The organism is Pseudomonas sp. REST10, assembly GCF_029542605.1.
Lineage (GTDB): Bacteria > Pseudomonadota > Gammaproteobacteria > Pseudomonadales > Pseudomonadaceae > Aquipseudomonas > Aquipseudomonas khazarica.
Window position 1 is genome coordinate 3239542 of the sequence record NZ_CP035677.1, and the last position, 26339, is coordinate 3265880.

The following is a 26339-nucleotide window of genomic DNA, read 5'->3' on the forward strand; positions in this document are numbered from 1 at the left end:
AACGCGGTCGCGGAGAGCTTTTTCCAGTTACTGAAGCGGGAGCGCATCCGACGGAAAACCTACAGCACCCGCGAAGAAGCTCGCAGTGATGTGTTCGATTACATCGAGATGTTTTATAACCCCAAGCGCCGGCACAGCAGCGCTATGCAGCTATCGCCAGTGGAGTATGAAAAGCGCTATTTTCAGAGCTTGGAGAGTGTCTAGGAAACCTGGGGCGATTCATTCAGCTTCGCTGTCGAGTCCAAGTCGCGGAGCCAAATTCAAAAGCCCAGCCTAGCGCTGGTTTTTTATTGCCTGCGGACTCTCACCAGGGACTATGTCCCAGGTTATTCGCTTCGCCCACCCCTTCGGGGCCGCGTGAATCGCCACCTGGTTGGCGTCTTCCCACTCCCTGCTCCTGGACTGGCCCCGGTCAGCACCCACAAAAACGCAAAAGGCCGGTCAAGGACCGGCCTGGGCAGGGACGCCCGCAAGCGTCATTTCACACTCAGCTTGTCGCGATTCTTCTCCAGCGTCGCCTCGCCAATTCCCTTCACCTCCAGCAACTCATCGACCGTGGCGAAATCACCGTGCTCCTCACGGTACGCGACGATCGCCTGAGCCTTGGTCGCACCGATGCCGGCAAGCTCACGTTGCAGCGTTGCCACATCAGCAGTATTCAGATTGACCAGACCGGTTTGCGCCACCTGAGTGGCAGCCGCTTTCGCAGGCTCGGTCTTTGGGGACTCTGCTGCAGTCACGGCCAGGGGAAGGGAAACGAGGACAGCCAAAAGCAGTGAAGAAAGACGGACTTTCAACATGGGAAACACTCCTTGTAAATGAAAAAGCGAAGCCTTCTTGGCTTCGCCCTCCAAACTACACCTTATCCCCCGGCTGTCAAATCCTCGCCTCAGCGCTCCCGGTTTCGCAGGTGGATCCAGTCGACGATCTCACCCTCAGGCACGTAGCCATGTACCGTCTCGCGCAGCAACATGCGCACGCGCGCGTAGTCATCCTCGTCGACGGCTGCCAGCAGCGCCTGAAGACGCGCCTTGAGCTCCTCCCAGGGCAGCATGTCCTCCTCGGCACGCATGATCATCGGATGCTCGGTCGGCTTCACATCCTCGCCAATCAGCAGCTCCTCATAAAGCTTCTCGCCGGGACGCAAGCCCGTGAACTCGATGGTGATGTCGCCATGCGGCGTGCTCTCGTCGCGGACGGAAAGTCCGGAGAGGCGAATCATCTTCTCAGCCAGATCGGCAATCTTCACAGGCGAGCCCATGTCGAGCACGAACACGTCGCCGCCCTGCCCCATCGACCCCGCCTGGATCACCAGCTGCGCAGCCTCGGGAATGGTCATGAAATAACGCGTGATGTTCGGATGCGTCACCGTCACCGGCCCACCCTGCTTGATCTGCTCCCTGAACAGCGGAATGACCGAACCGGAAGAACCCAGCACGTTACCGAAGCGCACCATGGTAAAGCGCGTCTTGTTGACCTGGTGGACGCCCTGCTCCTGGCCGAAGAGCAACGGCGCCGACTCACGACTCAGCGCCTGCAGCACCATCTCGGCCAGGCGCTTGGTGCTGCCCATGACATTGGTGGGACGCACGGCCTTGTCCGTGGAAATCAGCACGAAGTTGGCGACCCCCGCCTTGATCGAGGCCTGCGCAGCATTGGTGGTACCCACCAGATTGTTCAGCACCCCCTCGGCAACATTGTGCTCGACCATCGGCACATGCTTGTAAGCCGCGGCGTGATAAACGGTATTCACCCGCCAGGTCTGCAGAATGTCGAACAAGCGCTCGAAGTTACGAATAGACCCCAGAATCGGCACCAGCCGGATAGACAGCGACTCCCGCTCGATCCGCTGCTGCAACTCGTTGTGAATGCTGTAGAGATTGAACTCGCTGTGCTCGAAAAGCAGCAAGGTGCGCGCACCACTGGCCAGTATCTGCCGGCACAATTCGGAACCGATGGAACCACCGGCTCCCGTTACCAGCACGACCTGATCCTTGATGCAGCGCTCGAACAGATCCTGGCGAGGCGGCACCGCATCACGACCAAGAAGGTCAGCGATGTCGACCTCCTGAAGGTCTTCGACCTTCACTCGCCCACTGGCCAGATCCATGAAACCAGGGATACTGCGCACATGGAGCGCGTGCGGCTCCAGCGCCTCGAGTATTTCTCGCCTACGCGCTCGAGGAATCGAGGGCATTGCCAGCAAAACCTCTGTCACCCCCGTCTCGTCGATCATTTGCTGAATGTGCTTGGGCGAGTAAACACGCAGCCCCGCAATCGTGCGAGTAGCAATACTGGAATCATCATCAATGAACGCAACTGGACGCATCGTTTTACCCAAACGCAACGCTGCTACGAGTTGATTACCGGCCGCCCCAGCCCCATATATGGCCACTTTGGACGTGCAGGACTCGATATCGCGCTTGCGGGTAAACGGCTCAAACCAATCACCGATAAAGAACTGGCGCATGGTCAAGCGCAAACCACCCAGCAGCAGCAGGCTCAGCCACCAGTAATTGAAAACCATGGACCTTGGAACGAGGGCCGTCGGCCCGCGATACCAATAAACAGCCAGAGATAGCAGCAATGCAGACAAGGTCACTGCCTTGGCTATCGTCACAAGAGCATCATTGCCCACATAACGCATTACCGCACGATACATACCCAACCTGATGAAAATGGGAAGTGCGATAACAGGCGCCAACAAAAACAGCCAGCCATGACCAGAAAAAGGTCTGGCAGCATCCCAATCTCCCATACGAACGGCAAAGGACAACCACAGCGCGAGCCAAATAAGCACTACGTCAACCGCAAGCTGAAGAACCCGCTTTTCCCGACGGGACAAATGCAGAAGAGATCGGCGTAACAACTCTATTCGTCGACGAATCATCCCAACACCTCAATCCTTGGCAATCAGAGCCCTGCCAGGCTCAATGACTAAACCCGGCTCGATTACGACACCATATCCGGCACTGCAACCGGCCTGAAGCCAAGCAGCCTCGCCGACCGTAACTCCGCCAGCCAAGCAGACACCTACGCCAAGATGCGCATAGTCGTCCAACGTCACGTCATGGTCGACCACCGCTCCCGCGTTGACAATCACCCCTTGCCCCACGCGCGCCTCAGTACCCACTACTGCCAGTGACATGATGGCCGAACCTGGGCGGATTGAAGCTGAAGGACTTACACAAGCACGAGGGTGAACTACGCTGACCAAGGGGACGCCTGCAGCGGTGATCTTTCGTTGCCAGGTGCGGCGCAAGCCATTATTGCCAACCGCCGCGATAGCTCCGTCAGTTGTTCCTGCATTTTCAGCCAAGTGGCGCAGATCACCAACCACAGGCAGCCCACAAACGATCTTCAGCTCAGGCCATCTATCGTCAAGGAAAACTACCTGCTGCCACTCACCAGAAAGTAACGCAGCCTCCGCAACGGCCTTGCCGTGACCACCGCCCCCAAGAACGAGCAATTTACGTAACTGGCTCATCTGCGCTCCAGTTCGCCAGCACGGAACTTGATAGCCAGCACGATCAAAGGTACGTAAGCCAACAATAGTCCGACTAAACCATCGCCGCCTTGCGCTACCCAAATGGCTACTGGCAATAACCAGCAGAGATTGATCATGCCTACCGCCAGAGTAACCGGCAGGTGACGACCAAACTGACGTGCAGCGTATTGATACGCGTGGCTTCGATGAGCCTCATACACCTTGTCTCCGCGCAGCAAACGCCGAAGTAGAGTAAAGGTCGCGTCCACAACAAAAACACCCAACAAGATCAGCCAGCCCCAAAGCAGGGACTGATCGATCCACGCTGCCTGTAAGGAAAGCACGCCAAGCACGACACCCAGAAAGCCACTCCCCGCATCACCCATGAAAATTTTTGCAGGGGGAAAATTCCAGTAGAGAAATCCCGCCACCGCAAATGACAACAACAGCGGCAGTGCTGCAGCCTCAGCATGCCCCTGGAGGACATACAACAGGGCGCCCCCTACACAAACACAGATCGCCTCGATGCTGGCAATACCATCGATTCCATCCATGAAGTTGTAAAGGTTGAGTAACCAAACCAGATACAAAGAGGCCAGCACATAACCCAACCAACCAAAATCAACTGAGAGCCCAAGTATTGTCAACGGCGGCAGCCCACCGAGCCAGAAAAGTGCCCAAGCAGCAGCAGCGAAATGTCCAAGCAAACGCCAGCGAGCAGCTATGTGCCCGTGGTCATCCAGGAATCCAAGCAATGCAATTGCCGCACCCGCGCCCATCAGCAAGCAATAAATCTCAACGGGTAGATCCAGACCTGCAGCAGACGTAGAGCACAGCCCCAAGAGGAATGCCACAACAATGGCGACCCCACCTCCACGAGGCGTTGGTTGGCTATGCGAGCTACGCGCGTTGGGTATATCCATCAGACTGCGGGCCAGCGCATAGCGTCGCAGCAACGCTGTCAGCCCCCACGCCAAGACAGCGATGACCAGCATCAGAACCATAACTTTCATTTAGATATTTCTTTTAAGTAATGCGCAGCAGTCTTGGCCAAAGCCTGATCAACGGAAAGAGGTGGAGCCCACCCCAGTCGTTCGCGGGTCTTGTCCATGTTGATCTGCAAGGAGCCGCACAGGCGCTGATTAAGCTGGCGACGCCCCAGCAAGATCGCAGCCCACTCAATCAACGCCTGCGGCACCGGCAAGAGCCGTGCAGAGCGCCCGAGAGCGGCGCTCAGACGTCGCAGCAACTCGGTAGTAGATAGATCCTCACCGTCGCAAACCAGAAAACGCTGCCCGCTGGCCGCCGGATGGGTAAGGCACACAACCAGCAAATCCACCAGGTTATCCAATGCAACCAGACTGCGGCGGTTACCTATAGCACCGAACGGCAACGGTACACCCCGCTGCAGCCAGCGCATCATGCTCAAGAAGTTGGCCTTGACCCCAGGGCCATAGATCAACGGCGGACGAACGATGACCACCTCCAGCCCTGTTTCAGCAGCAAGAGCCAGCAATTCATCCTCAGCCTCTCGTTTTGAGATGCCGTAAGGGTCCGTCGCATCCGAAACATCGTCAGCTCTGTAAGCCTGCCCCGGCAGAGTCTGCTCACCATTGACCTTGATCGAACTGACGAAGACGAAACGTCGCACGCCCGCAGCAACAGCCTGCTGAGCCAGACGTAGCGTGCCCTCTACGTTGGCTCGACGAAACTCCGCCAGTGGATCGGCGGCCTGCTCATGCATCACATGCACCCGCGCCGCACAGTGAATGACCGCATCCACATCCGCGAGAGCCTGCGACCAGTCGGCCTCAGCCTCCAGCGAGGGAGCCAGGCAGTACTCCACCCCGGCAAGCGGAACAACCGGAGCCTTGCGCTGGGCACAGCGCAACCGATGCAAACCGTCGGCCAGCAGACGCGCCTGCACAGCACGGCCAACGAAGCCGCTGGCGCCAGTCAGCAGAACACGCATGCTCAGTCCTTGCGCCAGACAGTACGGTTTACGTAGTCGGTATAACTGAGCACCACCCGCACCACCTGCAGCGATACTGGACCGCCCTCGTAGTCCGGCACCAGCGGGATCATTCGCTCACCGGCCTGATGCTGACTGGTGATGACCCTGACCGCAGCCAACACCGAATCCTTCTTCAACCCGCTCATGATCAACGTGCCCTGATCCATACCCTCAGGGCGTTCATGAGCATTGCGCAGCGTCACCGCTGGCAGGTTGAGCAGAGAGGCTTCCTCGGTGATGGTGCCGCTGTCGGAAAGCACGCAGAAGGCGTTCATCTGCAGCTTGATGTAATCGAGCAGACCGAATGGCTTAGAGAAGCGGATCAGTGGGTGATCCAGCGATTCTCCCAGCGTCTCCAGTCGCTTACGTGTACGCGGATGGGTCGAGACAATCAGCGGGAAGCCATACTCGTCGGCCAGCGCTCGCAAGGTGGCAAGCAGATCGCGCAGGTTGTCCGGCGTGTCGACGTTCTCTTCACGATGAGTGCTGACGATGAAGAACTTTCCGGCCTCAAGCCCCTCGCGGGCAAGCACGTCGGAGGCCTCGATCTTCGGCCGGTAGTAATCCAGCACCTCGTGCATATGCGAGCCAGTCTTGATGATGGTCTCAGGGCGAATGCCCTCGGCGATCAAATAGCGACGGGCATGCTCGGTAAGCACCAGGTTGATGTCGGAGAGATGATCGAGCACCTTGCGGTTGAGCTCTTCCGGAACCCGCTGATCGAAGCAGCGGTTGCCCGCCTCCATGTGGAAAACCGGAATTTTACGACGTTTGGCAGCTATTACCGCCAGACAGGTATTGGTATCGCCATAGAGAAGCAACGCATCAGGCTTTTCCAGTTCGAATACGGCGTCCGCCTTGGCAATCACCTCGGCGATGGTCTGCGCGGCGGTCTCGCCAGCGGCACCGAGAAAGTGATCGGGCTTGCGGATCTCCAGATCGTCAAAGAAGACCTGATTGAGCTCGTAGTCGTAATTCTGCCCCGAGTGCACCAGCACGTGGTTGACTTGGCGATCCATCTCGGCGATCACCCGGCTCATCTTGATCAGTTCCGGGCGGGTCCCGACCAGCGTCATGACCTTAAGCATCGAGCTGCTCCTTGATGTAATCGAGCTTGAGCAGGAGCTCCTTGATGCCGGGTACGTCCAGGCGATGGGTATTGTGCGAGGTGTAGTCGTCCAGCTCGGAGATCTTCTCCTCGCCCTCGACGAAGTATTTCTTGTAGTTCAGATCGCGGTTATCGGCTGGGATGCGGTAGTAGCGCCCCATGTCCTCGGCCTTGGCCATTTCCTCGCGCGATACCAGCGACTCGTAAAGTTTCTCGCCATGCCGAGTACCGATGACTCGCACCGGGTTGTCGAGGCCGAACAACTCCTTGAGCGCCTGGGCCAAATCTCCGACGGTTGAGGCGGGCGCCTTCTGCACGAACAAGTCGCCCTGCTCGCCATGCTCGAAGGCATGCAGAACCAGATCGACCGAGTCTTCCAACGACATCAGAAAACGTGTCATCTGCGGATCAGTCACGGTCAGCGGCTCGCCGCTGCGCAATTGATCGATGAACAGAGGAATTACCGAACCGCGCGAGGCCATCACGTTGCCGTAGCGGGTGGCACAGACCACTGTGCCACCTTCGGGAATCATCCGCGACTTGGCGACCATAAGTTTCTCTGCCATGGCCTTGGAGATGCCCATGGCGTTGATCGGGTACACAGCCTTGTCGGTCGAGAGCACTACCACGCGCTTCACATCGCTGGCGATGGCGGCATTGAGCACATTCTCGGTACCGTTGACGTTAGTACGCACCGCCTCCATCGGGTAGAACTCGCAGGACGGCACCTGCTTAAGCGCCGCGGCATGGAAAATGTAGTCGACACCGGCCATGGCCTGTTTGAGGCTGTCGTAGTCACGAACATCGCCGATGTAGAACTTGACCTTGTCATTGGCCAGGGCAATGCGCATGTCTTCCTGCTTCTTCTCATCACGGGAGAAGATGCGGATCTCGCGCACATTGGTATCGAGGAAGCGCCGCAACACCGTATGCCCAAAGGAACCGGTGCCACCGGTGATCATCAATACCTTGTCGTCAAACATAAAACTTTCCAGGCCACGGGCGCAGGCTTGTGCATGCGCGACTATTTGTAGTGTAGTAAGGCCCCACCCTACGGGAGCGGGGCTGACGCGAGGGCGACAATCGTCGTCCAACGCCCTTGTTACCGTTGCTCGTGCATCCGACGAATCAGCTCGGGCCAGGCCGGAGCCAGATACCCTGTAGCTGCGGAGAAACGTGAGCCGTTCAGGGAACGGTCTATGACCAGCGTGTCGTCGGGTTGAATCTCGATTGTCTTGCGATATTGCGCCGCCACCAACTGCAGCAGGTCCAATTTGGCGATGGGCTCAGCGGCGACATGATACAACCCACTCAGCTCAGGGTGTGGCACCACGAAATCTTTCATTACCCGAGCCAGCTCGACCGTCGGCAACCCCGAGAAAATGGCCCGAGAGAACCCCTTCACCGCCCCTTGCTGGGAAAGGAACCAATCGATCAGCGCATAATTCGAACTCAGCTCATGACCAATGATAGAGGTACGCAAGGTAATCGCCTGCGGCTGATCATTGAGCTCACCGATGAACTTGGATTTTCCGTACAGGTCCTCGGCGTCGGAAAGATCACGTTCCAGATAGCCACCCTTGCGGCCTGAAAACACACAATCGGTGCTTACGTGAATCAATCGTGCTCCGGCCAGCGCACAGAGACGAGAAAGACGATGCGGCAGCATGGCGTTTATGGGTAATGCCGTGAGAGGGTCCTTGGCATCGGCCAGTTGCTTGATCAGGCCCACGCAGTTGATCACTACATCCGGCCGCACCTTGCCCAGGACGGCAATCAGCATGTCCTGATCCAACACATCGACCCCCGGCACCAAACGGGCCTGATCGGACTCTACAAAAAATTTAAGCCCCGAACGGTTGCGTAGGGTTCCCCAGGTTTCATATTGAGCTTCCTGGGCGAACACCCGGAATACCGCGCTCCCCAACATACCCGTTACGCCCAGAACCAGAATCTTCATCGCTTGCGTTATCCGTTTTTGGTGGGGGCAATTTCTGCTGCATCCGTGCCAGATGCATCCAGACGGAACAACCAGGCTACTAGCACACCCCATAGAAAGAACGTAATGATACCGGGATATGGCTGTCGCATCCCGACCTTGAGGCTGTTGTCTGCCAGTAAGAGAAACACTACGACACCCGCAACACCCAATGTAGCCGGGTGATTCCATAGCACTCCAAAATGACGCAGGAGCCGATGCAACGTCCATGCAAGCAGGCTCAGTATCGGCAAAAGCGCCAACAGGCCAAAGTTATAGGTGAAGTCCAGATAATAATTATGGGCACTGGGGTAGCTGTTGCGATCTGGGGCGTTAAGATGCCCCAGCAGCAGTGAGTAACCACTCTCACCAATCCCGGCCAGATAGTAGCGCCAGTAGACGATACGTTCCTGCAGGTTTTTCGGTCCACCGCCCTCTATGTCAACACCAAATTTTTGCCCCAGAACCTGAGCGTTCGCAATGTAGTAAAACCCGAGCACCAGGCTTATCAACACCAGTACAAACACCCATGCCGAGCGTCCCGACGAGACGCGCAGGTAACGCACAGAAAAACAGGCCGCACCAACCAATAGAAGGGCCATTGCAAGCATTGACAAAGAAAGCGCTGCATAAAGCCCCATCAGCAGCGAAAGCAGCAGAAGCCAGGGCTGCATACGCGGGCGCTCCCATAAAGCGAACAGCGCAATCAACCCCCCCCCGGCGAACAGTACCGGCACATACTGTAGATGCTGATAAATACTGAATAAAAAAACCGAAGGAGACAGATAGCTCAAACCGGAGCCAAGCGTAAAGGCCAACTGCAAAGGGATAATTACCAGTAGTATCCAGAACAACACAAGCCCCAGACAATTCAACGCCTCGCGACGATAACCAAACTGCTGCCCCAGGACAAGCGCGAACATCGGCAATATATACTGGATCAACAGGATCAACTTGGCTCGTTCGTAAGCACCATGCTCAGAGGCAAGCAGTACCGTACTGAACAACATACCCATGAACGTCAGGAACACCACCACCAGCGTACCCCGCGCCCGGGCATACCCTCCCAACAAAACGATCCCGGCACAACACGCAGCAATGGACAGAGGTAAAGGCAGCAACGACAAATTGCCCTCACTACTGAAATGACCGGACATATCGCGGAACAAACCGTTCGACAGCTGAAAGAACACGGGAACGAATAACAGGAATGCGAGCACCGGCAATATCCAGTGATTGACCCGCGACATAAAGCCCCCCCCCATAAACAACCCCTTGGCCTCAGTGGCATAGAAAATCAGCGAGAGCAGCGCCCCCGACAAGTACAAGGCGGCCAGCGACTCAACACCTAGAACATAATAAAAGAATGGTACGCAACTGATCAGCAACACATTAGCGAGCATGTCCGAACCAAATACGTCCTGCCCAGCACTGTTCTGAAGAATCCGCAAGCGAATTCGTTGTGCCAACACCATGACTACACCGCCGACAAGCGAACAACCTATGGCAAACCAGAACAGGTTGCCTTTACCAGTCCAATCCAGTGCAGTCGGGAATACGAGCACAACACCTGATAACGCAATTCCTCCGAACAACGACAGTGCACAGGCAATCGTCAACACTGTCGGCAACAGAGGAGCGCCGCCAGCATCCCGCTCGGCTTTGACCAGGGTAGGCCCGAGGACCTGCGAAAAGACCGCCCCGAGAATGCCGCCTATGGCAAACGCAGCAAACAAATCCCCGGCGACCGACTTACCAGTCAGGTGCAGAATGAATAGCCGAAATACATAGACGCAGACACCGATAACTGCGGTGGAGCCCAGGTGCGGCAACATGCTACGCACAATGAGCATATTGCTGTGACTATTCCACGCCGAATGCAGCAAGCTCCCACGCACACTCCAGAGCAGAGGAGAGAATGCCCAGACCGCCAAAACGGCCAGCGAGAATGGCGCATCAAATCCCAAAACCAGAAGCAGACCCAGGCTTAATGCCCCCTGGGTAAGGAAGAACCACAGCACCAGGTTGCCGGACCTGTTGACCTCATGCTCACTGAGAAACACCTCAGCGAGCCACTCACAAGCGCGCCGGCTCACGAGTAGCAAGGCAATCGGCCATTGCACGTCCACGACACCCACACTGAGCGCGAATGCCAGAACAAAGAGCGGGGCCACCATCAGGCTGCGAAGACGCAGAATATCAACAGTACCAATCTGGCTACCGCCGATAATCAAGCTACGAGCATTACCGGAGAACGCATAAAACAAGGCGACAGTAGCACCATGAACGATCCCGAAATCAGCTGCCAGCTCGGATCGCCCCAAAAGACTCAAGCCGATCATCACCAACATCATGGCAAACGTGTTGGCCATGAATGCTGCAGGAAACAGGTACAAGGTCATTTATTTACACGCCTGCTCTAACAACTCCGTGAGGCGGCGGGTTTGCATTTGCATTTCAAAATGCTCAGTAAAATATGCCTGCCCGGAGCCTCCCATTGCGGCGCGTGCTTCAGCACTCAAAGCAAACATGCTGCGAATGTTCGCGACCAGCGGCAGCACCTGCCCGGCCGGAGATGCCAACCCTGCTTTCGCCTCATGCACAACACGCGCTCCTTCGCCATCAAGGGCTGCAACTATAGGCCTACCAGCAGCAAGATAAGCCTGAATCTTGCTGGGTATGGTCTGGGCAAATATGGGTTCTGCATTAAGGGAAACCAGCAGCGCGGATGAGCGTTCGAAGATCGACGGCATAGCCTCCATGGGGAAGCGCCCAGGAAGGATCAGATTATCCAGCCCGTGGGCCTGCTTTTGTGCCTGGAGCCAGGGCAAGCGACTACCGCTGCCCACCAAAACCAGGCGAATATCTGGGTCATCACGCAGATGAACAGCGGCTTGAACCAGAGTTTCCAGGGCCTGAGCCGTCCCGAGATTGCCGGCAAAGGTCACGCAAAAGTGATTATCCAGGGTCTCGATCAAATCCTCCGGGATGCCTACTACGCGAGAGTATTGGACATCAATGGAATTGGGGTAATAAATAATCTTCTGACGTTCCGCGTAGCGGGCAACCGGCTCGACAAAAGCCTGGGACTGCACCAACAGAAGATCGCAGCAGCGATAGATGGCCTTGACCATCCACCCCACTGCCTTGAGCACACGCGGATTACGGATGAACCCGGTGGCGGCAAGACTTTCTGGCCAGAGGTCCTGGACCCACAGAGCCAGTTTCGCCCTCTTCAACCATTTGAGCAGGATCGCGGGTATCGCCTGGGTGATCGGTGATGGGGCGAACACCAGGATGGCGTCGAACTCGCGCCCGCGCAGCATCCAAGGTAGACACAGCAGACCGCTGAAGGCAAAGGACAGGTAATTGAGGACCAGATTCTTCGCGCCACCCTGCCCACGCGGCCACAGCGGCACCCGCAGCACCTCGATACGCCCCTGGTAACGTTCGCGCTGCGTACCCGCAGCACGGTAGCCATCGAAAACTTTACCGTCAGGGTAGTTAGGCTTGCCGGTGGCTACCACCACCTCGTGGCCCTGCTCGTCGAGCGTGCGCACGACGTCGTTGATGATGAAGCTTTCCGGCCAGAAGTACTGCGACAGTACGAGAATCCTCATAGTCGATCGCTACCTTTGAGGGCTCTCACCTGATCCAGCAGTGCAGCGGCCTGGACGCTGCGTCTGAACTGGTCAAGGTAGTCCATATTCGGTTGCACCTTGGCCGTTTCGCCCTGAACAGCAGCCAACAGGCGCTGCCTAATCCGCGCCACGTCAGCAGCATAATGGGTGCCGACAGCTGCTTGGCGCAGCATATCTGCTACCAACATATCGTCGGTAACCCCAACAGCCAGCACTTCAGTGCCAGATATCAGGTACTCGAAGATCTTGCCACTGACCACACCCTTGGTCGAACCGACACCATCAGCTACTGGCTGCGAACCGAGGAAAAGCAGGAAGTCAGCGCTCTTCTGCACCGCCAGGATTTCCTGCCGGGGTACCTTGCCGGCGAGTTTTACAAAAGGCGCCACAAGCGGATCGCGGGCAACCGGGAAGTCGTCCAGCGCGGCATAGTCCCCATAGAAAGAGATGGCAAGGTCACCCTCAGCCAGCAGCCCTTCAGTCACCAGTTGACGAATTGCCAAGAACAGCGGGGTTGGATTCTGCAGGCCCGGCAGGATGCTCCCGGCATAGACGATGTTCACCTTTGCCGGCAGGCTAATCCGAGCCGCATTGCGGAACACATCAACCTCGCTATCCTCGAAGCCGTTGGGCAGTTCCAGGTAATCGCGTGGACCATGCAGTTCACGCAATTCCTGCAGCAACGGCGTATTGATCGAACAGATCAGGTCGGCGCGGGCCAGTACCGTGCGCTCGTGCCAGCGCTCGAAGGCCCGCACCGGCGCACAGCCGGGAAAGATCGGGTTGCCTGCCCACAGATCGCGATAGTCGGCGACCCAGAACAGCTGTCGGCTCCCTTGCTTGATCCAGGCCGCCGCAGAGTGCGCGGTGTACGACGGCACCGTCGAATAGAGCAGGTCGAAATGCTGTTCACGTAGCAGGCTCCGCCCGACGAGCGCCACGCGCGGCCACCAGAGCACGCGCGGATCGAGATAATTGCTCAGCAACCGGCGCTTCAGCCAGTACTGGAATGACAGCAGCACCCGGCGCCAGCCCTTCACCCCCTTGGAGTAACCTTGGACTCCGCCGGCCTGGCCCCCGCGAATCAGCCAAGGGGCGATCTGCTGTACGTGAATAAGAGGATTATTCCTTAGTCCGGCGGGTAGCTCCCCGGTGAAAGGCATGGTCAGCACATGCACTTCATGCCCCTGACGGGACCAGTGGTTCGCGAACGCATTGACCCTGAGCACGCCAACGGAGGTTTCCGGGCCAAAGTAACTGGAAATAATGAGGATCTTCACGCCACGCGCCTAACTGATTAACAACCGAGGGTAAAAGGATTGATGCCGTCCATCGGACGGCCTAGTCCATGAACGTGCGATACCAACGACAGAAATTGATCCAGCGCCAGACCTGCCAGGAAAACGCCTGTTTGCCCGCCATCACGCGGTCGAACTCGGCCAGCATGGCTGCCTGATCGAGGAACGGTAGCTGCAGGTCTTCGACGAGCCAGCTGCGCACCTGGCCGGCCATGCCCAACAGCCATTCCTGCTCGGGCGTGGCGAAGCCGATTTTGTCGCGGCGGTCGAGGATATCATCCGGCACTATTCCTCGCATGGCTGCGCGGAAAATGTGCTTGGTCTCGCCCTGCGGGGAAATCAGGTAGGACTCGGGCATCGACAGCGCCAGCTCGACCATGTCCAGGGTGAGAAATGGCACACGACTCTCAACCGAGAAACGCATCGAGTTGCGATCCCCATGGCGTAGCAGCGCCGGTAACCCGCGCTGAGTGAGGCACAGGGCCAGTTCGGCCATCACCCGCCGCCCGGCACTGCCGGCCTGAGCGAGCTGGCGCGGGTAGCGACGGATGATACCGCGCTCCTCAAGCGACGCCGAGCGAATCCAGCGCGGCAGGCTGTCCATACCATTGAGCCGGCGCAGGACATCGTAGAGCGTACCCTGGCTCATTTCCGCCGCCGCGCGCTTGGCTCCGGCCATACGGCTGCGCCCCGGCCAGCGCGCCCATTGGTCGAGAAAGTGCCAGGCCTCGGCCAGCCGGCCTTTTTCCAGCAGGCTGCGCAGGCGCTGCCCCGGATAACCGTTATAGCCGGCCAGCATCTCGTCGGCACCCTGCCCGTCCAGGGTCACGGTCACGCCCTGCTCGCGGGCCAGTTGGAATACTCGGTACTGAGCGTAGATGCTGGTACTACCGAAGGGCTCGCCCTGCGCAGCAATCATGTCGTCCAGATCGCGGGCCAGTTCGTCGCCACTGACCATCACCTTGTGCGGCCGGGCGCCCACATGCTGGTTGACTCGGTCGACCCACACCTCCTCGGACATCGCACTGCCCTGGGCGATGTAGCTGAAGGTGTTGATCGGCAAATCCGGCGCCACATGACGCATGGCACAGACCACTGCAGAGGAGTCGATGCCACCGGATAGCGCCGCGCCCAGCGGCACGTCGCTGCGCAGATGCAGCCGCACGCTAGACAGGAAGCGCTCGCGCAACTGCTCGGTGGCATCGGCAAAACTGAGGTCACTGCGTTCCTCGATGCATGGCGTCCACCAGCGCTGCGGCTCACCCAGCGCACCAGAAGTCAGATCCAGTTCGACCAGGTGGCCGGGCAACAGGTGCAGCACGCCATCGAGGAAGCTGTACGCGCCACTGTCGTAGTCGGCATGCACCAGGTAGTCGTAGGCGCGCTGCCAGTCCAGCTGCACCCGCTCCTGCTTGAGCGCCTTGATCGCCGCCACCTCGGAGGCGAACAGAAAGCTGCCCTGCTCACGGGTGTAGAAGAACGGCTTGATGCCAAAGGCATCGCGCACGCAGGTCAGGGTACCCCGCGCGCTGTCGAACACCACGAAGGCAAACATGCCCACCAGCCGCGGCAGGCACGCGCGCCCCCACTGACGCCAGGCAGCCAGTAGCACCTCGGTATCCGAGCCGGAGACAAAGCGATGCCCCAGCGGCTCCAGCTCCGTGCGCAGCTCGCGATAGTTGTAGATCTCGCCGTTGAAGACGATCGACACGGCCTTGTCCTGCGACTGCATAGGCTGATGCCCTGCCGCAGAAAGGTCGATGATCGACAACCGGGTATGCCCGAGCGCAGTCACCCCGCCCTGACTTGTGTACAGCTCGTAGCCACGGTCATCCGGGCCACGCCTGTGCATCGCCGCCAGCGCCTGACTCAACCTCTCGTCCAGCTTGGCCGGCCTGCCAGGCCACCACCCCCCCGTGATACCGCACATGACTATCCAATCTCCAAAGACAAGGCGATCCCGCCTTGCAAATCACACACGAGCAGATCCACTCACACGGCGTCTTAGTTGCTGCAGCAGGGCCCTCAGGTCTGCCAGGGGCAACAGCCCGCATACCACGACCAGCCCCAGCAGCACACACATCAGCAGACTCTTGAGCAACAGCGTCAAAGGCAGCGCCAGCTCCGTTGCCTCAAGCTGCACGCCCACCCCGGCGCACACCACGAAGCCCAGGCTCGACAGCAGCAATGCCCGCCAGGCATAAGGAATCCTGTACAGACGTTGACTGAGCGACAGCCAGCAAAAGAAGAACAGCGTGGATGCCAGCAAGGTGGCCAGCGCCGCCCCCCAGATCCCCCAAAGCGGCACAAGCAGCCAGTTACCAGCCACGCTGGCCACCGCCGACAGCAGCGTCACCCAAAGCTGCCAGTGGGTCTTCTTCGCAATGGCAATACCCGGCGCGAAGATGTACATCTGCGAGAGCAGCAGCGATGGCGCCAGCACACCCACCAGCGCCGCACCGGCCATGAACTCGGGGGTCGCGAACAGCATCAGCAGTTCGCGGGCAAACAGCGCCAGGAACAGGCAGCCGGCCAGTGCCACCGCCATGAACCAGCTGAACAGTCGGGCGATCTGGCCTGGCGTCTGCGGGTCTCGATAGTGCTGGTAGACCAGCGGCGTCAGCGCCGCCTGAATCCCCAGGATCAGTAGTGCCGCCAGGCCGGCGATACGGCTACCAATACCAAAATGCCCCACATCCTCCAGGCTACCGAAGTGATTGAGGGCAAAACGGTTGATATACAGACTGATGAACACCGCCAGGCCGGCCGGCACCAGCGGTATTGAAAAGCGCAGCATGGCATGCAGCTGACCCACATCGAACAGCCAACCGAAGGTCCGGCGCAGTAGCCACAGGCACAGCAGGCCAGACAGCAGCGCCGCCATTAGCTGAGCCAGCATCACTCCGACCAGCCCGAAGTCCAGCCAGAGGCAGAAAACCAGGGCAAACAGCAGCGTGAACAACGCATAAGCCACGCTGGCCAAGGCATAGGCCTTGCTGCGCAGCTCCCAACGGAACTGGTTGAGCAGCAAGTAATAGATGCCGTTGACCGCAATGAAGCCGACCCCCAGGCGAAACGCATCCAGGTAGCGGGCATCGCCCAGCACCAGCACGTTGAGCTGCGGCGCAGCCAGCAGACCGATCAGCAAAAACAATCCATACATCAGCACACTGAACCACAGGCTGGTGCTGGCCAGGCGTTTACGCTCGGCCGGTTCGGGTGCATCGGCCCAATAGCGCGCCAGGCCCTGGGCAATCTCCAGGGCCACCACCAGATTGGCCAGCGCCCCGAGGGTAATCAGCAGGTCATAAGCGCCGTAGTCGCCTGGCGACAGTACACGGGTATAGAGCGGCAGCAAGAAGATCGCCAGTCCCTTGGAAAATACAGACGCCAGGCCGTATACGAGGCTGTCGCGCAATGCAGCCTTAAGCATCTACCGGCTCCTCACCCACTCGGGCGAACTCGACCAGAGCACGTTCCAGGCCAGGCTTGTCCTGCACCTGCAAGGCGCTCGAGCCAAAGTGCTCAAGCAGCAACGCTACCAGTTTTCTGCTGCGCCCCTGTGGGAGCCCGCATCCTCTCAGATAGCGCACGGCAGCCGGATCACACCACCACTGGCTGGGAACATCGCCATTCAGCAACTGTAAATAGCGCCCCGCTACGCCCTTCAGGTTCCAGCTAGACAGGACGAACTGTCGCGCCTGCTCACCCAGTTGCACACGGAACGCCGAGTCCACCACCAACCGCTCGATGGCCATTTCAATATCATCCGGCGCAACAAACAGACTCGGCGGAATATCGGCTGATTCAAGGCACTGATCAATCGCCTCGGCGAAGTAGCCCCCAACAACGGCCGGCTTGCCAAAAAAAGCCGCTTCGGTGGCAAAGGCCGCCAAGGGTGTGTCCGCGTACAACTGATCGACGATGAAATCGCAGCGAGCCAGTTCCTGCAGCACGACCTCGTTCGGCATACCCTGAATTTTCACCAATTCAATCGAATGCCCTTTGCGCCGCAGCCGGTCCAGCACCTCAAGAATCTCGGCGGTGCCCTTGACCAGAGGGTTCGACGGCCCATGCAGCACTCTTACAGGTCCCGGTCTGCCTGCATGCCGCGGTGCAATCCTGGGACAGACAGGTAAGGCCTTGGGAATGCCCAGAGCAAACCAGTTGATGTATGGGCGCTCATGGAAGTGAGCAGTAGCAGGTGAATTAACCAGATAGTCGGCATAGCGCTCATGCAGACGGAGCTTTCGCTTGCAGCGGCGGACTGTACTCAGCAATGCCGTAGGTAAAGGCAGTTTATCTGCCACCTGGCCTGGAAACCAGCCGCCATCCATGTAAGGAGGCCTGCTGTCGCTGCCGGTGTAAACGAAAACGATCTTTTTTCCGAGACGCTTGAGCAGCCAGAGTTCAAAAGCCGAGTTGGTAATGGTCTGGCCGTAGATGAAGATGAAGGCATCAAAGCGGGTGATAACCCGCAGCAGTACGAGCCAGCCCCACAGGTCATGTGCCGCCACTAGCAGTAATTTGCGCAGCAGGTTATCGCGTGTTGTCGCATTACGAGCAGCGCCAATCCGTTGCCATGTCCTGACTAGCCATGAGTGGGACTGATCGCCATAGTTGAAGGGATGGACAATGCTGAGTATCACCTGAGCATCGACCTGCAACGCACGCAAACCCTCCGCCAGAGCACCTGCGATACCCGCGATTTCTACCGGCCCAACAAATACCCGTGGAATTTTTCGCCCAGCAGAACTCAAGATCGTCCCACCACCCGACAGGGTGTACCAAAGGCCTTGCTGCCTGCCGGAACGTCTTTCAGTACAAGGCTATTGGCACCGATAACCACGCCATCGCCAATGGTCACACCTTTGACGATCACGCTATTGGGGCCGATGTAGCAGTTGGCACCGATGCGGGTCGGCGCGGTAACTATCGGGGCCTTACCGCCGCTCAGAGAGCGCTCCACCGTATCGTGGGTGTATATCTGCACACCAGCCGAGATCGAACAGTGCGAACCAATCTCCAGTCCACCACCCGACCCATCCAGCAGAGTGAACGGTCCGATCCAGGTATGTTCACCCACACGGACATCACCAAACACCAGACTGCTGTCATAGATAGACGCGCCCTCGCCAAACCCCAGCTCCCGGGCCTTCTCCCAGCGATCCACGATGTAGTCACCCAGGGGCAGAGTGCGCTTGAAACGGTCGTCCACCTCACGTCGGCGCTCCAGCCAGAAGCGCTTCAACTGATTCAGCAACTCCACCCTCTCCCCTCCCTCAACGCAGAACGGCACGCACGGCTGAAGCCACTGCATCTACGTCCAGCCCGGTAAAGCACGGGAAGGTGATAGTGGTAGCTTCGAGCTTCGCCGCCGTTGGCTGTGCATCACGGTATTTGTTCAAGAAGTAGCTGCCTGAACTCAAAGCATAGGTACCGATAGTGGTTTCCACTGTGCCACGCAGATCGGCAATGAGCTGGTTCCGATCACATCCTTCGGGCACCCTGAACACCATCGACTGCACGTTGTGGACCACGCCGGAGCCCACCTTCTGCGCAACGAAACCCAGCTCGGAAAGCTGCTCCACGTATCGCTCACGGATGCCGTTGCGTTCTAGGACGATGGCATCGATCTTCGCCAACTGCTTGCGCCCCATCACTGCCTGCAGCTCGGACAGTCGGAAGTTGTAACCGTAATCAACAAAATCCAGCGCGACACCCTTCATGCCGGAGGCGCCATGCGCCAGCTTGACGGCGAGCCATTGCGCCCATTCGTCGCTATGAGTCGTGATCGCACCGCCTTCACCGGTGCTGATGAGCTTGCGCGGATGGAAACTGAAGCACGTCAGGTCGGCAATCGCACCACAACGAACACCGTTCTCAGAGCTGCCAATGGCACAGGCGGCGTCCTCAATCAAGGGTATGCTGCGAGACGAGCAAATGCGCTTGATCGCAGTAATGCCAGTCGGGTTGCCCAGAGCATCGACGAAGATGACAGCCTTAGTACGCGGGCCAATCAGGGCTTCGAGCACTTCAGGACGCATGTTGAAGGTTTCCGGGCAGACATCGGCGAACACCGGCCGTGCGCCCAGATCCTCGATCACGTTCGCCGACGCCGGGAACGAGAAGTCGGAGACGATCACCTCGTCACCCGGGCCAACCTCCAACAGCTTCAGACACATCCATAGCGAAGTGGTTGCTGAGGTGGTCAGGAAAGCATGCTTGACGCCGGCATAGGCAGCCAGCTCTGCACGAAACGCTTCGACATGCTGCCCCCTGGTGAAGATGCCGCTATCAAACACCTCGCGGAACTCGGCCTCGACTTCATCGAAGCCGATATAGGGTCTCATCAAACGGATCTGGCTCATACGCGACTTCCAATCAGATGGGTGTACCAGTCCAGGGTTTCCGCCAACCCTTGCTCGAACGGGGTCAACGAATACTGGATCAGCCCCTTGACCCTCTCGTTACTGGCGTTGTGCGACAGCACGTCGGAATGGCGCGCGGGCTTGCGCAGGATTTCGCCGCTGTAGCCGTAGTGGCTGCAGATGCGTGGGATCAGCTCATTGATCGAGATCTGGTTATCGGTGGAGATGTTCACCGTTTCGCCAGACGGCAGCACGGTATGCAGCTTGACCACAGCATCCACGGTGTCACGGACATAGATGAAGTCACGGCTCTGGGTGCCTTCGCCATGAATTTCCGGGATGCCGCCGGTGAGCAGACGCACGGCAGTGATCGGGATCACCCCGGCCAGCATGCCCTTGTGGTTCTGCCGTGGCCCGTAATTGTTGAACGGGCGGACGATATAGGCATCCACGCCGAACATACGCACGTAGCTCTCCACCGCCAGATCGGCCGCAGCCTTGCCCGCGGCGTAGGTGGTGGTGGGGTTACGCGGATGCGCCTCGTCCATCGGCTCGTACACCGCCGAACCATACACCTCCGAGGTGGAGAAGTGGCACAAGGTCTTGAACAGCCCACGGCGCTGCAGCTCGAGCAGATTGAGCACAACCTTGACGTTGGTGTCGAAGGCATTGGCCGGATTGAGGAAGGAGTAGTTCAGCGCCTTGGTGGCACAGTTGAACACCACGTCGATAGCGTGGCTGGCAAAGATGTACTCCAGACTGGTGCTCAACTCAGCGTCATCGCGATAGAAAGTGACCTTGCCGCTGGCCAGGGCCTCGACGAGGTTGTCTTCAGAGCCGACGAAGAGGTTGTCGATCACCACCACGTGAGCGGCACCTTCGGCCAGCAAGCGGTCCACCAGGTGGCTGCCGATGAAGCCGGCGCCGCCCGTGACCAGAATACCCTTGCCCGCAAAACCTTCTCGAATCGTCATGCCTGAACCGCCGCCTGAATTTGTGCACATATCTTCATTGCATCGACACCAGCGTCGACACCCGGAACCTGACCGGCGGCCGGCTGACGGCAACTAGCCATGAATGCCTGCAGTTCGGTCAGCAGGGCTTCCTGTGGTGGAACGGCGACAGCCTCCTGGATCGCCGATATGGCGTAGGGCAGGCTGCCACTATCACGCGTCTCGGACTGGCGGTTGATCAGGATTTCTTTACGCAGAAGGTCGCAGTCAACGAACATATCGACGCAGGTGCCTTCGATCTGGCGGATTTTCTTGTCCGTCACGCGACTGGCCTGGATGCGCGAGAACTGACCGTTCTCGTGGGTGATGAGTGCCGAGGCGAAGTCGATCATGTCGCCGTGTGCAAAGCCGTGTGCGGCTACCGACTGGGCTGGGCCGTTGAGGTACAGGGCCAAATCAATGTCGTGAATCATCAGATCGGTCACCACATCGACATCGGTGATGCGCGCGCTGACTTTGTTGGTTCGGGTGAAGTCCAGGCTGATGACGCGCTCGGTACGATCAAGTACCGTCTTAAGTGCCTGCACTGCGGGATTGAAACGCTCGATGAATCCGACCTGAACATTGAGCCCCTTGTCCCTGGCAAAGGTCGCAATTTCCCGCGCCTCATCCAGGGTGGCGGCCAGCGGCTTCTCGACGAAGATGTTCTTCACATGGCCTGCAGCAAGGCGGATGTAGTCGGCGTGGGTCACAGTTGGAGTGCAGATCACCACCGCATCGACGTCGGCCAGCAGCGGTGTCGGGTCGACCACGCCAGGGATGCCATGCGCCTCACCGGCTCTAGCGGCGACTTCGGCATTGGCATCGGCGACAAAGGCCAAATCGACTCCCTTGAGCATCGACAGTACGCGCAGATGGTTGCGCCCCATGTTACCAAGGCCGATCAGGCCTACCTTGAGCACTTGTTGCATAACGTCAAACATCTCCAGAAACGCGATTACCTTCACGGTCAATACGAGCCACCGCACGTGCGGGGTTGCCCATGACCAGGGTGTAGGGCGCAACGTCCTTGGTCACCACACTGCCAGCGGCGACCATGGCGAACTCACCAATGGTGATGCCGCATACGATGGTGGCGTTGGCGCCGATGCTGGCACCGTCTTCGATGCGCGTTGGAGTGATCGTCCAGTCGGCATTGAAGGCGCGTGGCACCTTGTCGTTGGTGAAGCAGGCATTAGGCCCGACGAACACGTCATCGCCAATCTCCACACCGTTGTAAACCGAGACGCTGTTCTGAATCTTACAACGGCTGCCAATCTTCACAGCGTGGTCGACATAGACGTCCTTGGATAGGATGCAGCCCTCGCCGATCACTGCGTTCTCGCGAATCTGTACGTTGATCCAGACCTTGGTACCAGCGCCAATGCTGGCCTTGTCCGAAACATTGGCACTGGGATGGATGTAGAGATCGTTAGCGGACATTGCCATCTCCGAGCACCGAACCGACAACTTCGACCACGCGCAGTTGCTCGGCCTCCTTCATGTAGGGGAACAGCGGCAGGTTCAACACAGAGGCACACAACTGCTCGCCGACCTGGCCGCCAAAATGGCCCTTGATGTAGGCCGCAGCGCCAGGCTGACTGGACATGACGCTGGGATAGATATTGCCAAAACCAATACCCTCGGCCTTGAGGCGAGCCTCCAGGCTGGCCTTTAGTGCGGCATCCGGCACCAGACAGACATTGCAGTAGCCGTTCTCTTCATAGCCGGCCGGCGCATTCATCAGCTGGATGCCGGTGGCCGGCAGGTACTTCTGGTAAAACGCCACGGCCTCGCGGCGCGAGGCGACCCGTGCTTCGATGTGATCCAGCGCCAGGTTGAGGAAGGCCGCCTGCAGCGAATCCAGTCGCGAGTTCCAACCCACGTCACCGTAGCCGTAGTGGGCAGTGCGGCCATGGTTGCCCAGGCGGCGGACCTTGTCGGCCAAATCGGCATCATCGGTGAACACTGCACCACCGTCACCAGCAGCGCCCAGCACCTTGGCCGGATAGAAGGACGTAGTCGAGATGTGCGCACCCTTGTAGATGGGCGCACCCTGATAACGGGCGCCAAAGGACTGAGCACCGTCCTCCACCAGCACCACGCCCTGATCGCGGCACAACGCACGCAATTCGAGCAGACGGGCAGTGCCCCAGCCATACAGGTGTGCCACCAGTGCTGCCTTGGGCCGGGACTCGCGGATTGCCTGAGCAAAGGCTTCGAAGCATACGCCGCCATCGCTGAGGTCTGCATCCACCGTCACCGGCCTGGCGCCGACATTCACCACAGCCTCGAAGGTCGCCCAGAAGGTCACGTTCGGCACCAGCACCACGTCGCCCTCGCCCACACCCACTGCACGCAGCGCCAGCTGCAGGGCATCGGTACCGTTGGCGCAGGTCACTGCATGCGCGACCTGCAGTTCGGCCTGCAGACGGCTTTCAAGCGTAGCTACCTCAGTACCGCCGATAAACTGGGCACCCAGAGTCATGGCATGGAATTTTTCCATCAGCGCCGCGTGGAAACCGGGCTCCAGGCGCTTGAGGTCGATAAAGGGAACGTTAATTTTCAATCTCCTTGACGAGGCGACCGGAACGGCCGGCACTGTACCAGCAAGAGGGGTGATAGTCATAAACAATGAGGATGCACAGATTCTTTACCAACAATGCTGGATAACATCGACCCAAATCGAATCGCGCCCTCACACCAGCAATAGTGCAAGAATGCGCGCGGCAGCCCGCCCATCGCCATAAGGCCGACCAGACACATCCGCACTACCCGCTGCCAAGGCTGCATAAGCTTCAAGGATGCGTGCCTGCTCGGCACCAACCAAGCGGTTCCAGCCTAACTCGACAGTCTCAACCCACTCGGTTTCATCACGCATGGTGATACAGGGTACACGGTAGAAGAAGGCCTCCTTCTGCACGCCACCGGAGTCGGTAAGGATGACGCGAGCCGCCTGCTCCAACGCCACCATATCGAGGAACGACAGCGGCTCTACTACAGTGAGATCGGAAAGATATCGTTCCAAGCCGAACTGATTCAGCAGCTTACGGGTACGCGGATGCAGCGGCAGGACCACGGGCACGTCACAGGCAATCTGCGCCAGCGCGCTAACGATGCCCTCCAAGCGCAAGGGATCATCGGTGTTTTCGGCCCGATGGCAAGTCGCCAAAGCAAAAGCTTTTTCCCTCAGGCCCAGCACCTGCAAAATACTGCTGCCAACCCGGGCGCGCTCGCGATAATAGAGGGCAACGTCGTACATGACGTCGCCGACATTGTGCACCCCCTGAGTTACGCCCTCGCGCGCCAGATTGTCGACGGCCGCATCCGTCGGACACAGCAGCAAGCTTGATACACGATCAGAGAGGATTCGATTGATTTCCTCAGGCATGCGCATATTGAACGAACGCAATCCAGCCTCCACATGCGAGACCGGGATATGCAACTTGGCCGCCGCCAGAGCGCCAGCCAGGGTCGAGTTAGTATCGCCATAGATCAGCACCCAGTCTGGCTTCTCGTCCAGCAGAATGTGCTCGATACCTTCAAGCATGCGTCCGGTCATGGCGCCATGGCTGCCGCCGGAGACTTCCAGATTGTAGCGTGGCGCAGGGATCTCCAGCTCGTCGAAGAACACCTGGGACATGTTCGGGTCGAAGTGCTGGCCGGTATGCACCATGACTTCTTCAAGCTGGCCGGGGCGCTTGAGAATCTCGCGCGAGACCGCTGCCGCCTTGATGAACTGAGGACGCGCCCCGACGATAGTGACGATTTTCTTGCTCATATGCCCAGGCTCTCCTGCAGGGACTGGATGATGGTGGCCTGTTTCGCCACGCCCAGGTACGGATGCATCGGCAGGCTCATCACCCGCTCGGCAATGGCATCGCCCACCGGTAGACACACATCGTCCTGCACCGCCGGCTGGCGGTTGAGCGGTATCGGGTAATGCACTGCGGTCGGAATACCTACGACCTTGAGGCGCTCCTGCACCTGATCGCGGGCAGTGATCTGCACCGTGTACTGAGCCCACGCGCTGTGGTTGTAACTTTCGACGAAGGGAGCGGTAATACCAGCCTCACCCAACAAGCGACCATAAGAGTGGGCGACTTGCCCGCGCTGTTCCAGTTCGCGCGGAAAAATCTCCAACTTGGGCAATAGGATCGCCGCTTGCAATGTATCAAGTCGACTGTTAACACCCACACGTATGTGGTGATAACGACGATCCTGACCATGACGCGCGATCTGCCGCATTACCTTGGCCAATTCGTCATCGCTGGTGAAAATCGCTCCGCCATCGCCGTAACATCCGAGGGGCTTGCTGGGGAAGAAGCTAGTACAGGCAATGGTCGTGAGATTGCAGGAACGCTTGCCCTTGTACGTGGCACCAAAGCTTTGCGCCGCGTCCTCAATCACAGGGATGCCGTGCCGATCTGCGATGGCATTGATCGCATCAAAGTCAGCGCATTGGCCATACAGCGAAACGGGAATGATCGCTTTAGTGCGCGGCGTAATCGCAGCCTCGAGCAGCTGAGGATCAAGGTTGTAGGTACGCGGATCGATGTCCACATACACCGGTTTGGCCCCTAACAGAGCGACGGTTTCTGCAGTCGCGATGTAGGTGAACCCGGGGGTAATCACTTCATCGCCCGGACCGATACCCAGCGCCATCTGCGCAATCTGCAGCGCATCGGTACCGTTAGCCACGCTGATGCAGTACTTGGCGCCCACGAAAGCCGCCAGCTTTTCCTCCAGTTCGGCCACTTCAGGGCCAAGAATGTACTGACCGTGGGCCAGTACGCGCTGGATATTGGCATCGATCTTGTCTTTGATCAGCACCTGTTGTGCCTTGAGATCGATGAATTCGATCACTGCGCTTGCTCCTTTCTCAGAATGCCGCCCTCAAGCACATAGAGCTCTCCGGAGTGAATGCATGGTGCACTCCCCTCCCCGGCGAGCGGCAGATCCAGTTGCTCGCCGAACTCGCTCATCCAGCCAATCTGCCGAGCCGGAACCCCGACCATCAGTGCATGAGCAGGAACGTCCTTGTTGACTACAGCGCCTGCACCTATGAAGGCGAACTCGCCGATAGTGACGCCACAGACTATGGTGCAGTTTGCACCTAGCGTGGCGCCCTTCTTCACCCAAGTGTCGCGATATTCGCTCTTGCGTTCGATCAGCGAACGCGGATTGTAGACGTTGGTGAAAACCATACTCGGACCACAGAAGACGCCTTCCTCGAGTGTGACGTTGTCATACACAGAGACGTTGTTCTGGATCTTGCAATGATCGCCGATCAGCACCTTGTTACCGACGAATACGTTTTGCCCCAGGGACACACCTTTGCCAATCCGGGCGCCCGCGCATACGTGGACGAAATGCCAGATACGCGAATCTTCGCCAATCTGTGCGCCTTCATCGACGATTGCGCTGGGATGCTGGTAGTAGCTCATAGG

Annotated in this window: 24 protein-coding genes; 1 reads left to right on the forward strand and 23 read right to left on the reverse strand. The window is 58.5% G+C overall.

Translation table 11 applies throughout. The features are described from left to right. Window positions 1-204: IS3 family transposase (locus EWH21_RS15340; protein WP_277698747.1), on the forward strand; the 204-nt coding region annotated here is incomplete at its 5' end. Window positions 205-476: 272 nt separating this feature from the next. Here the strand turns inward: EWH21_RS15340 and EWH21_RS15345 are convergent. The 23 genes from EWH21_RS15345 to wbpD form a co-directional block, all read right to left on the reverse strand. After that, on the reverse strand, window positions 477-800 hold the full coding sequence (locus EWH21_RS15345) for a helix-hairpin-helix domain-containing protein (RefSeq protein ID WP_175254297.1): 324 nt from the start codon (window positions 798-800) through the stop codon (window positions 477-479). A gap of 89 nt (window positions 801-889) precedes the next feature. Beyond that, window positions 890-2890, reverse strand: a complete 2001-nt coding sequence (locus EWH21_RS15350; RefSeq protein WP_277698748.1) for a nucleoside-diphosphate sugar epimerase/dehydratase — start codon at window positions 2888-2890, stop codon at window positions 890-892. 9 nt (window positions 2891-2899) lie between these two features. Beyond that, window positions 2900-3487, reverse strand: a complete 588-nt coding sequence (locus tag EWH21_RS15355; protein WP_277698749.1) for an acetyltransferase — start codon at window positions 3485-3487, stop codon at window positions 2900-2902. Further along, window positions 3484-4500: a glycosyltransferase family 4 protein gene (locus tag EWH21_RS15360; protein ID WP_277698750.1), complete on the reverse strand. Its 1017-nt coding sequence runs from the start codon at window positions 4498-4500 to the stop codon at window positions 3484-3486. Before EWH21_RS15360 ends, EWH21_RS15355 begins: the two co-directional genes overlap by 4 nt. Next, window positions 4497-5459, reverse strand: a complete 963-nt coding sequence (locus tag EWH21_RS15365) for an SDR family oxidoreductase (protein WP_277698751.1) — start codon at window positions 5457-5459, stop codon at window positions 4497-4499. The genes EWH21_RS15360 and EWH21_RS15365 overlap by 4 nt, the downstream gene beginning before the upstream one ends. Window positions 5460-5461: 2 nt before the next feature. Next, window positions 5462-6589: a UDP-N-acetylglucosamine 2-epimerase (non-hydrolyzing) gene (gene wecB, locus EWH21_RS15370; protein ID WP_277698752.1), complete on the reverse strand. Its 1128-nt coding sequence runs from the start codon at window positions 6587-6589 to the stop codon at window positions 5462-5464. Further along, window positions 6582-7592, reverse strand: a complete 1011-nt coding sequence (locus tag EWH21_RS15375) for a nucleoside-diphosphate sugar epimerase/dehydratase (RefSeq protein WP_277698753.1) — start codon at window positions 7590-7592, stop codon at window positions 6582-6584. Before EWH21_RS15375 ends, wecB (EWH21_RS15370) begins: the two co-directional genes overlap by 8 nt. 119 nt (window positions 7593-7711) lie before the next feature. Further along, a complete protein-coding gene (locus EWH21_RS15380; RefSeq protein ID WP_206596539.1) occupies window positions 7712-8569 on the reverse strand; it encodes an SDR family oxidoreductase in 858 nt (285 codons plus the stop codon). An 8-nt stretch (window positions 8570-8577) separates the two neighbouring features. After that, window positions 8578-10989, reverse strand: a complete 2412-nt coding sequence (locus EWH21_RS15385; protein ID WP_277698754.1) for a hypothetical protein — start codon at window positions 10987-10989, stop codon at window positions 8578-8580. Further along, the gene (locus EWH21_RS15390; RefSeq protein ID WP_277698755.1) at window positions 10990-12207 is read right to left on the reverse strand and encodes a glycosyltransferase family 4 protein; all 1218 of its coding nucleotides are present in this window, start codon (window positions 12205-12207) and stop codon (window positions 10990-10992) included. Beyond that, window positions 12204-13508 (reverse strand): glycosyltransferase, encoded by a 1305-nt coding sequence (locus EWH21_RS15395; protein WP_175254288.1) that lies wholly within the window; start codon window positions 13506-13508, stop codon window positions 12204-12206. The genes EWH21_RS15390 and EWH21_RS15395 overlap by 4 nt, the downstream gene beginning before the upstream one ends. 61 nt (window positions 13509-13569) lie before the next feature. Further along, entirely contained in the window at window positions 13570-15399 is a 1830-nt protein-coding gene (gene asnB, locus EWH21_RS15400) for an asparagine synthase (glutamine-hydrolyzing) (protein ID WP_277698756.1), read from the reverse strand. Window positions 15400-15498: 99 nt separating this feature from the next. Beyond that, window positions 15499-16959 carry an oligosaccharide flippase family protein gene (locus EWH21_RS15405; protein ID WP_277698757.1) on the reverse strand — a complete coding sequence of 487 codons (1461 nt, stop codon included), beginning with the start codon at window positions 16957-16959 and terminating at the stop codon, window positions 15499-15501. Then, window positions 16952-18286 carry a hypothetical protein gene (locus tag EWH21_RS15410; RefSeq protein WP_277698758.1) on the reverse strand — a complete coding sequence of 445 codons (1335 nt, stop codon included), beginning with the start codon at window positions 18284-18286 and terminating at the stop codon, window positions 16952-16954. The genes EWH21_RS15405 and EWH21_RS15410 overlap by 8 nt, the downstream gene beginning before the upstream one ends. After that, window positions 18283-18795, reverse strand: a complete 513-nt coding sequence (locus EWH21_RS15415; RefSeq protein WP_277698759.1) for an acyltransferase — start codon at window positions 18793-18795, stop codon at window positions 18283-18285. Before EWH21_RS15415 ends, EWH21_RS15410 begins: the two co-directional genes overlap by 4 nt. Before the next feature lie 13 nt (window positions 18796-18808). Then, window positions 18809-19897 (reverse strand): DegT/DnrJ/EryC1/StrS family aminotransferase, encoded by a 1089-nt coding sequence (locus EWH21_RS15420; RefSeq protein ID WP_277698760.1) that lies wholly within the window; start codon window positions 19895-19897, stop codon window positions 18809-18811. Continuing rightward, window positions 19894-20871 (reverse strand): NAD-dependent epimerase/dehydratase family protein, encoded by a 978-nt coding sequence (locus EWH21_RS15425; protein ID WP_277698761.1) that lies wholly within the window; start codon window positions 20869-20871, stop codon window positions 19894-19896. The genes EWH21_RS15420 and EWH21_RS15425 overlap by 4 nt, the downstream gene beginning before the upstream one ends. After that, a complete protein-coding gene (locus EWH21_RS15430) occupies window positions 20868-21857 on the reverse strand; it encodes a Gfo/Idh/MocA family oxidoreductase (protein ID WP_277700624.1) in 990 nt (329 codons plus the stop codon). The genes EWH21_RS15425 and EWH21_RS15430 overlap by 4 nt, the downstream gene beginning before the upstream one ends. Further along, the gene (locus EWH21_RS15435) at window positions 21826-22332 is read right to left on the reverse strand and encodes an acyltransferase (protein ID WP_175254280.1); all 507 of its coding nucleotides are present in this window, start codon (window positions 22330-22332) and stop codon (window positions 21826-21828) included. The genes EWH21_RS15430 and EWH21_RS15435 overlap by 32 nt, the downstream gene beginning before the upstream one ends. Continuing rightward, window positions 22322-23458: a DegT/DnrJ/EryC1/StrS family aminotransferase gene (locus EWH21_RS15440; RefSeq protein ID WP_277698762.1), complete on the reverse strand. Its 1137-nt coding sequence runs from the start codon at window positions 23456-23458 to the stop codon at window positions 22322-22324. The genes EWH21_RS15435 and EWH21_RS15440 overlap by 11 nt, the downstream gene beginning before the upstream one ends. A gap of 129 nt (window positions 23459-23587) precedes the next feature. After that, window positions 23588-24670, reverse strand: coding sequence for a UDP-N-acetylglucosamine 2-epimerase (non-hydrolyzing) (wecB, locus tag EWH21_RS15445; protein WP_277698763.1), 1083 nt, complete (start codon window positions 24668-24670; stop codon window positions 23588-23590). Continuing rightward, complete coding sequence (locus EWH21_RS15450) at window positions 24667-25755, reverse strand: DegT/DnrJ/EryC1/StrS family aminotransferase (protein WP_277698764.1); 1089 nt, start codon at window positions 25753-25755, stop codon at window positions 24667-24669. Before EWH21_RS15450 ends, wecB (EWH21_RS15445) begins: the two co-directional genes overlap by 4 nt. Then, window positions 25752-26336 carry a UDP-2-acetamido-3-amino-2,3-dideoxy-D-glucuronate N-acetyltransferase gene (wbpD, locus tag EWH21_RS15455; RefSeq protein WP_277698765.1) on the reverse strand — a complete coding sequence of 195 codons (585 nt, stop codon included), beginning with the start codon at window positions 26334-26336 and terminating at the stop codon, window positions 25752-25754. The genes EWH21_RS15450 and wbpD overlap by 4 nt, the downstream gene beginning before the upstream one ends. Window positions 26337-26339: the final 3 nt, after the last annotated feature.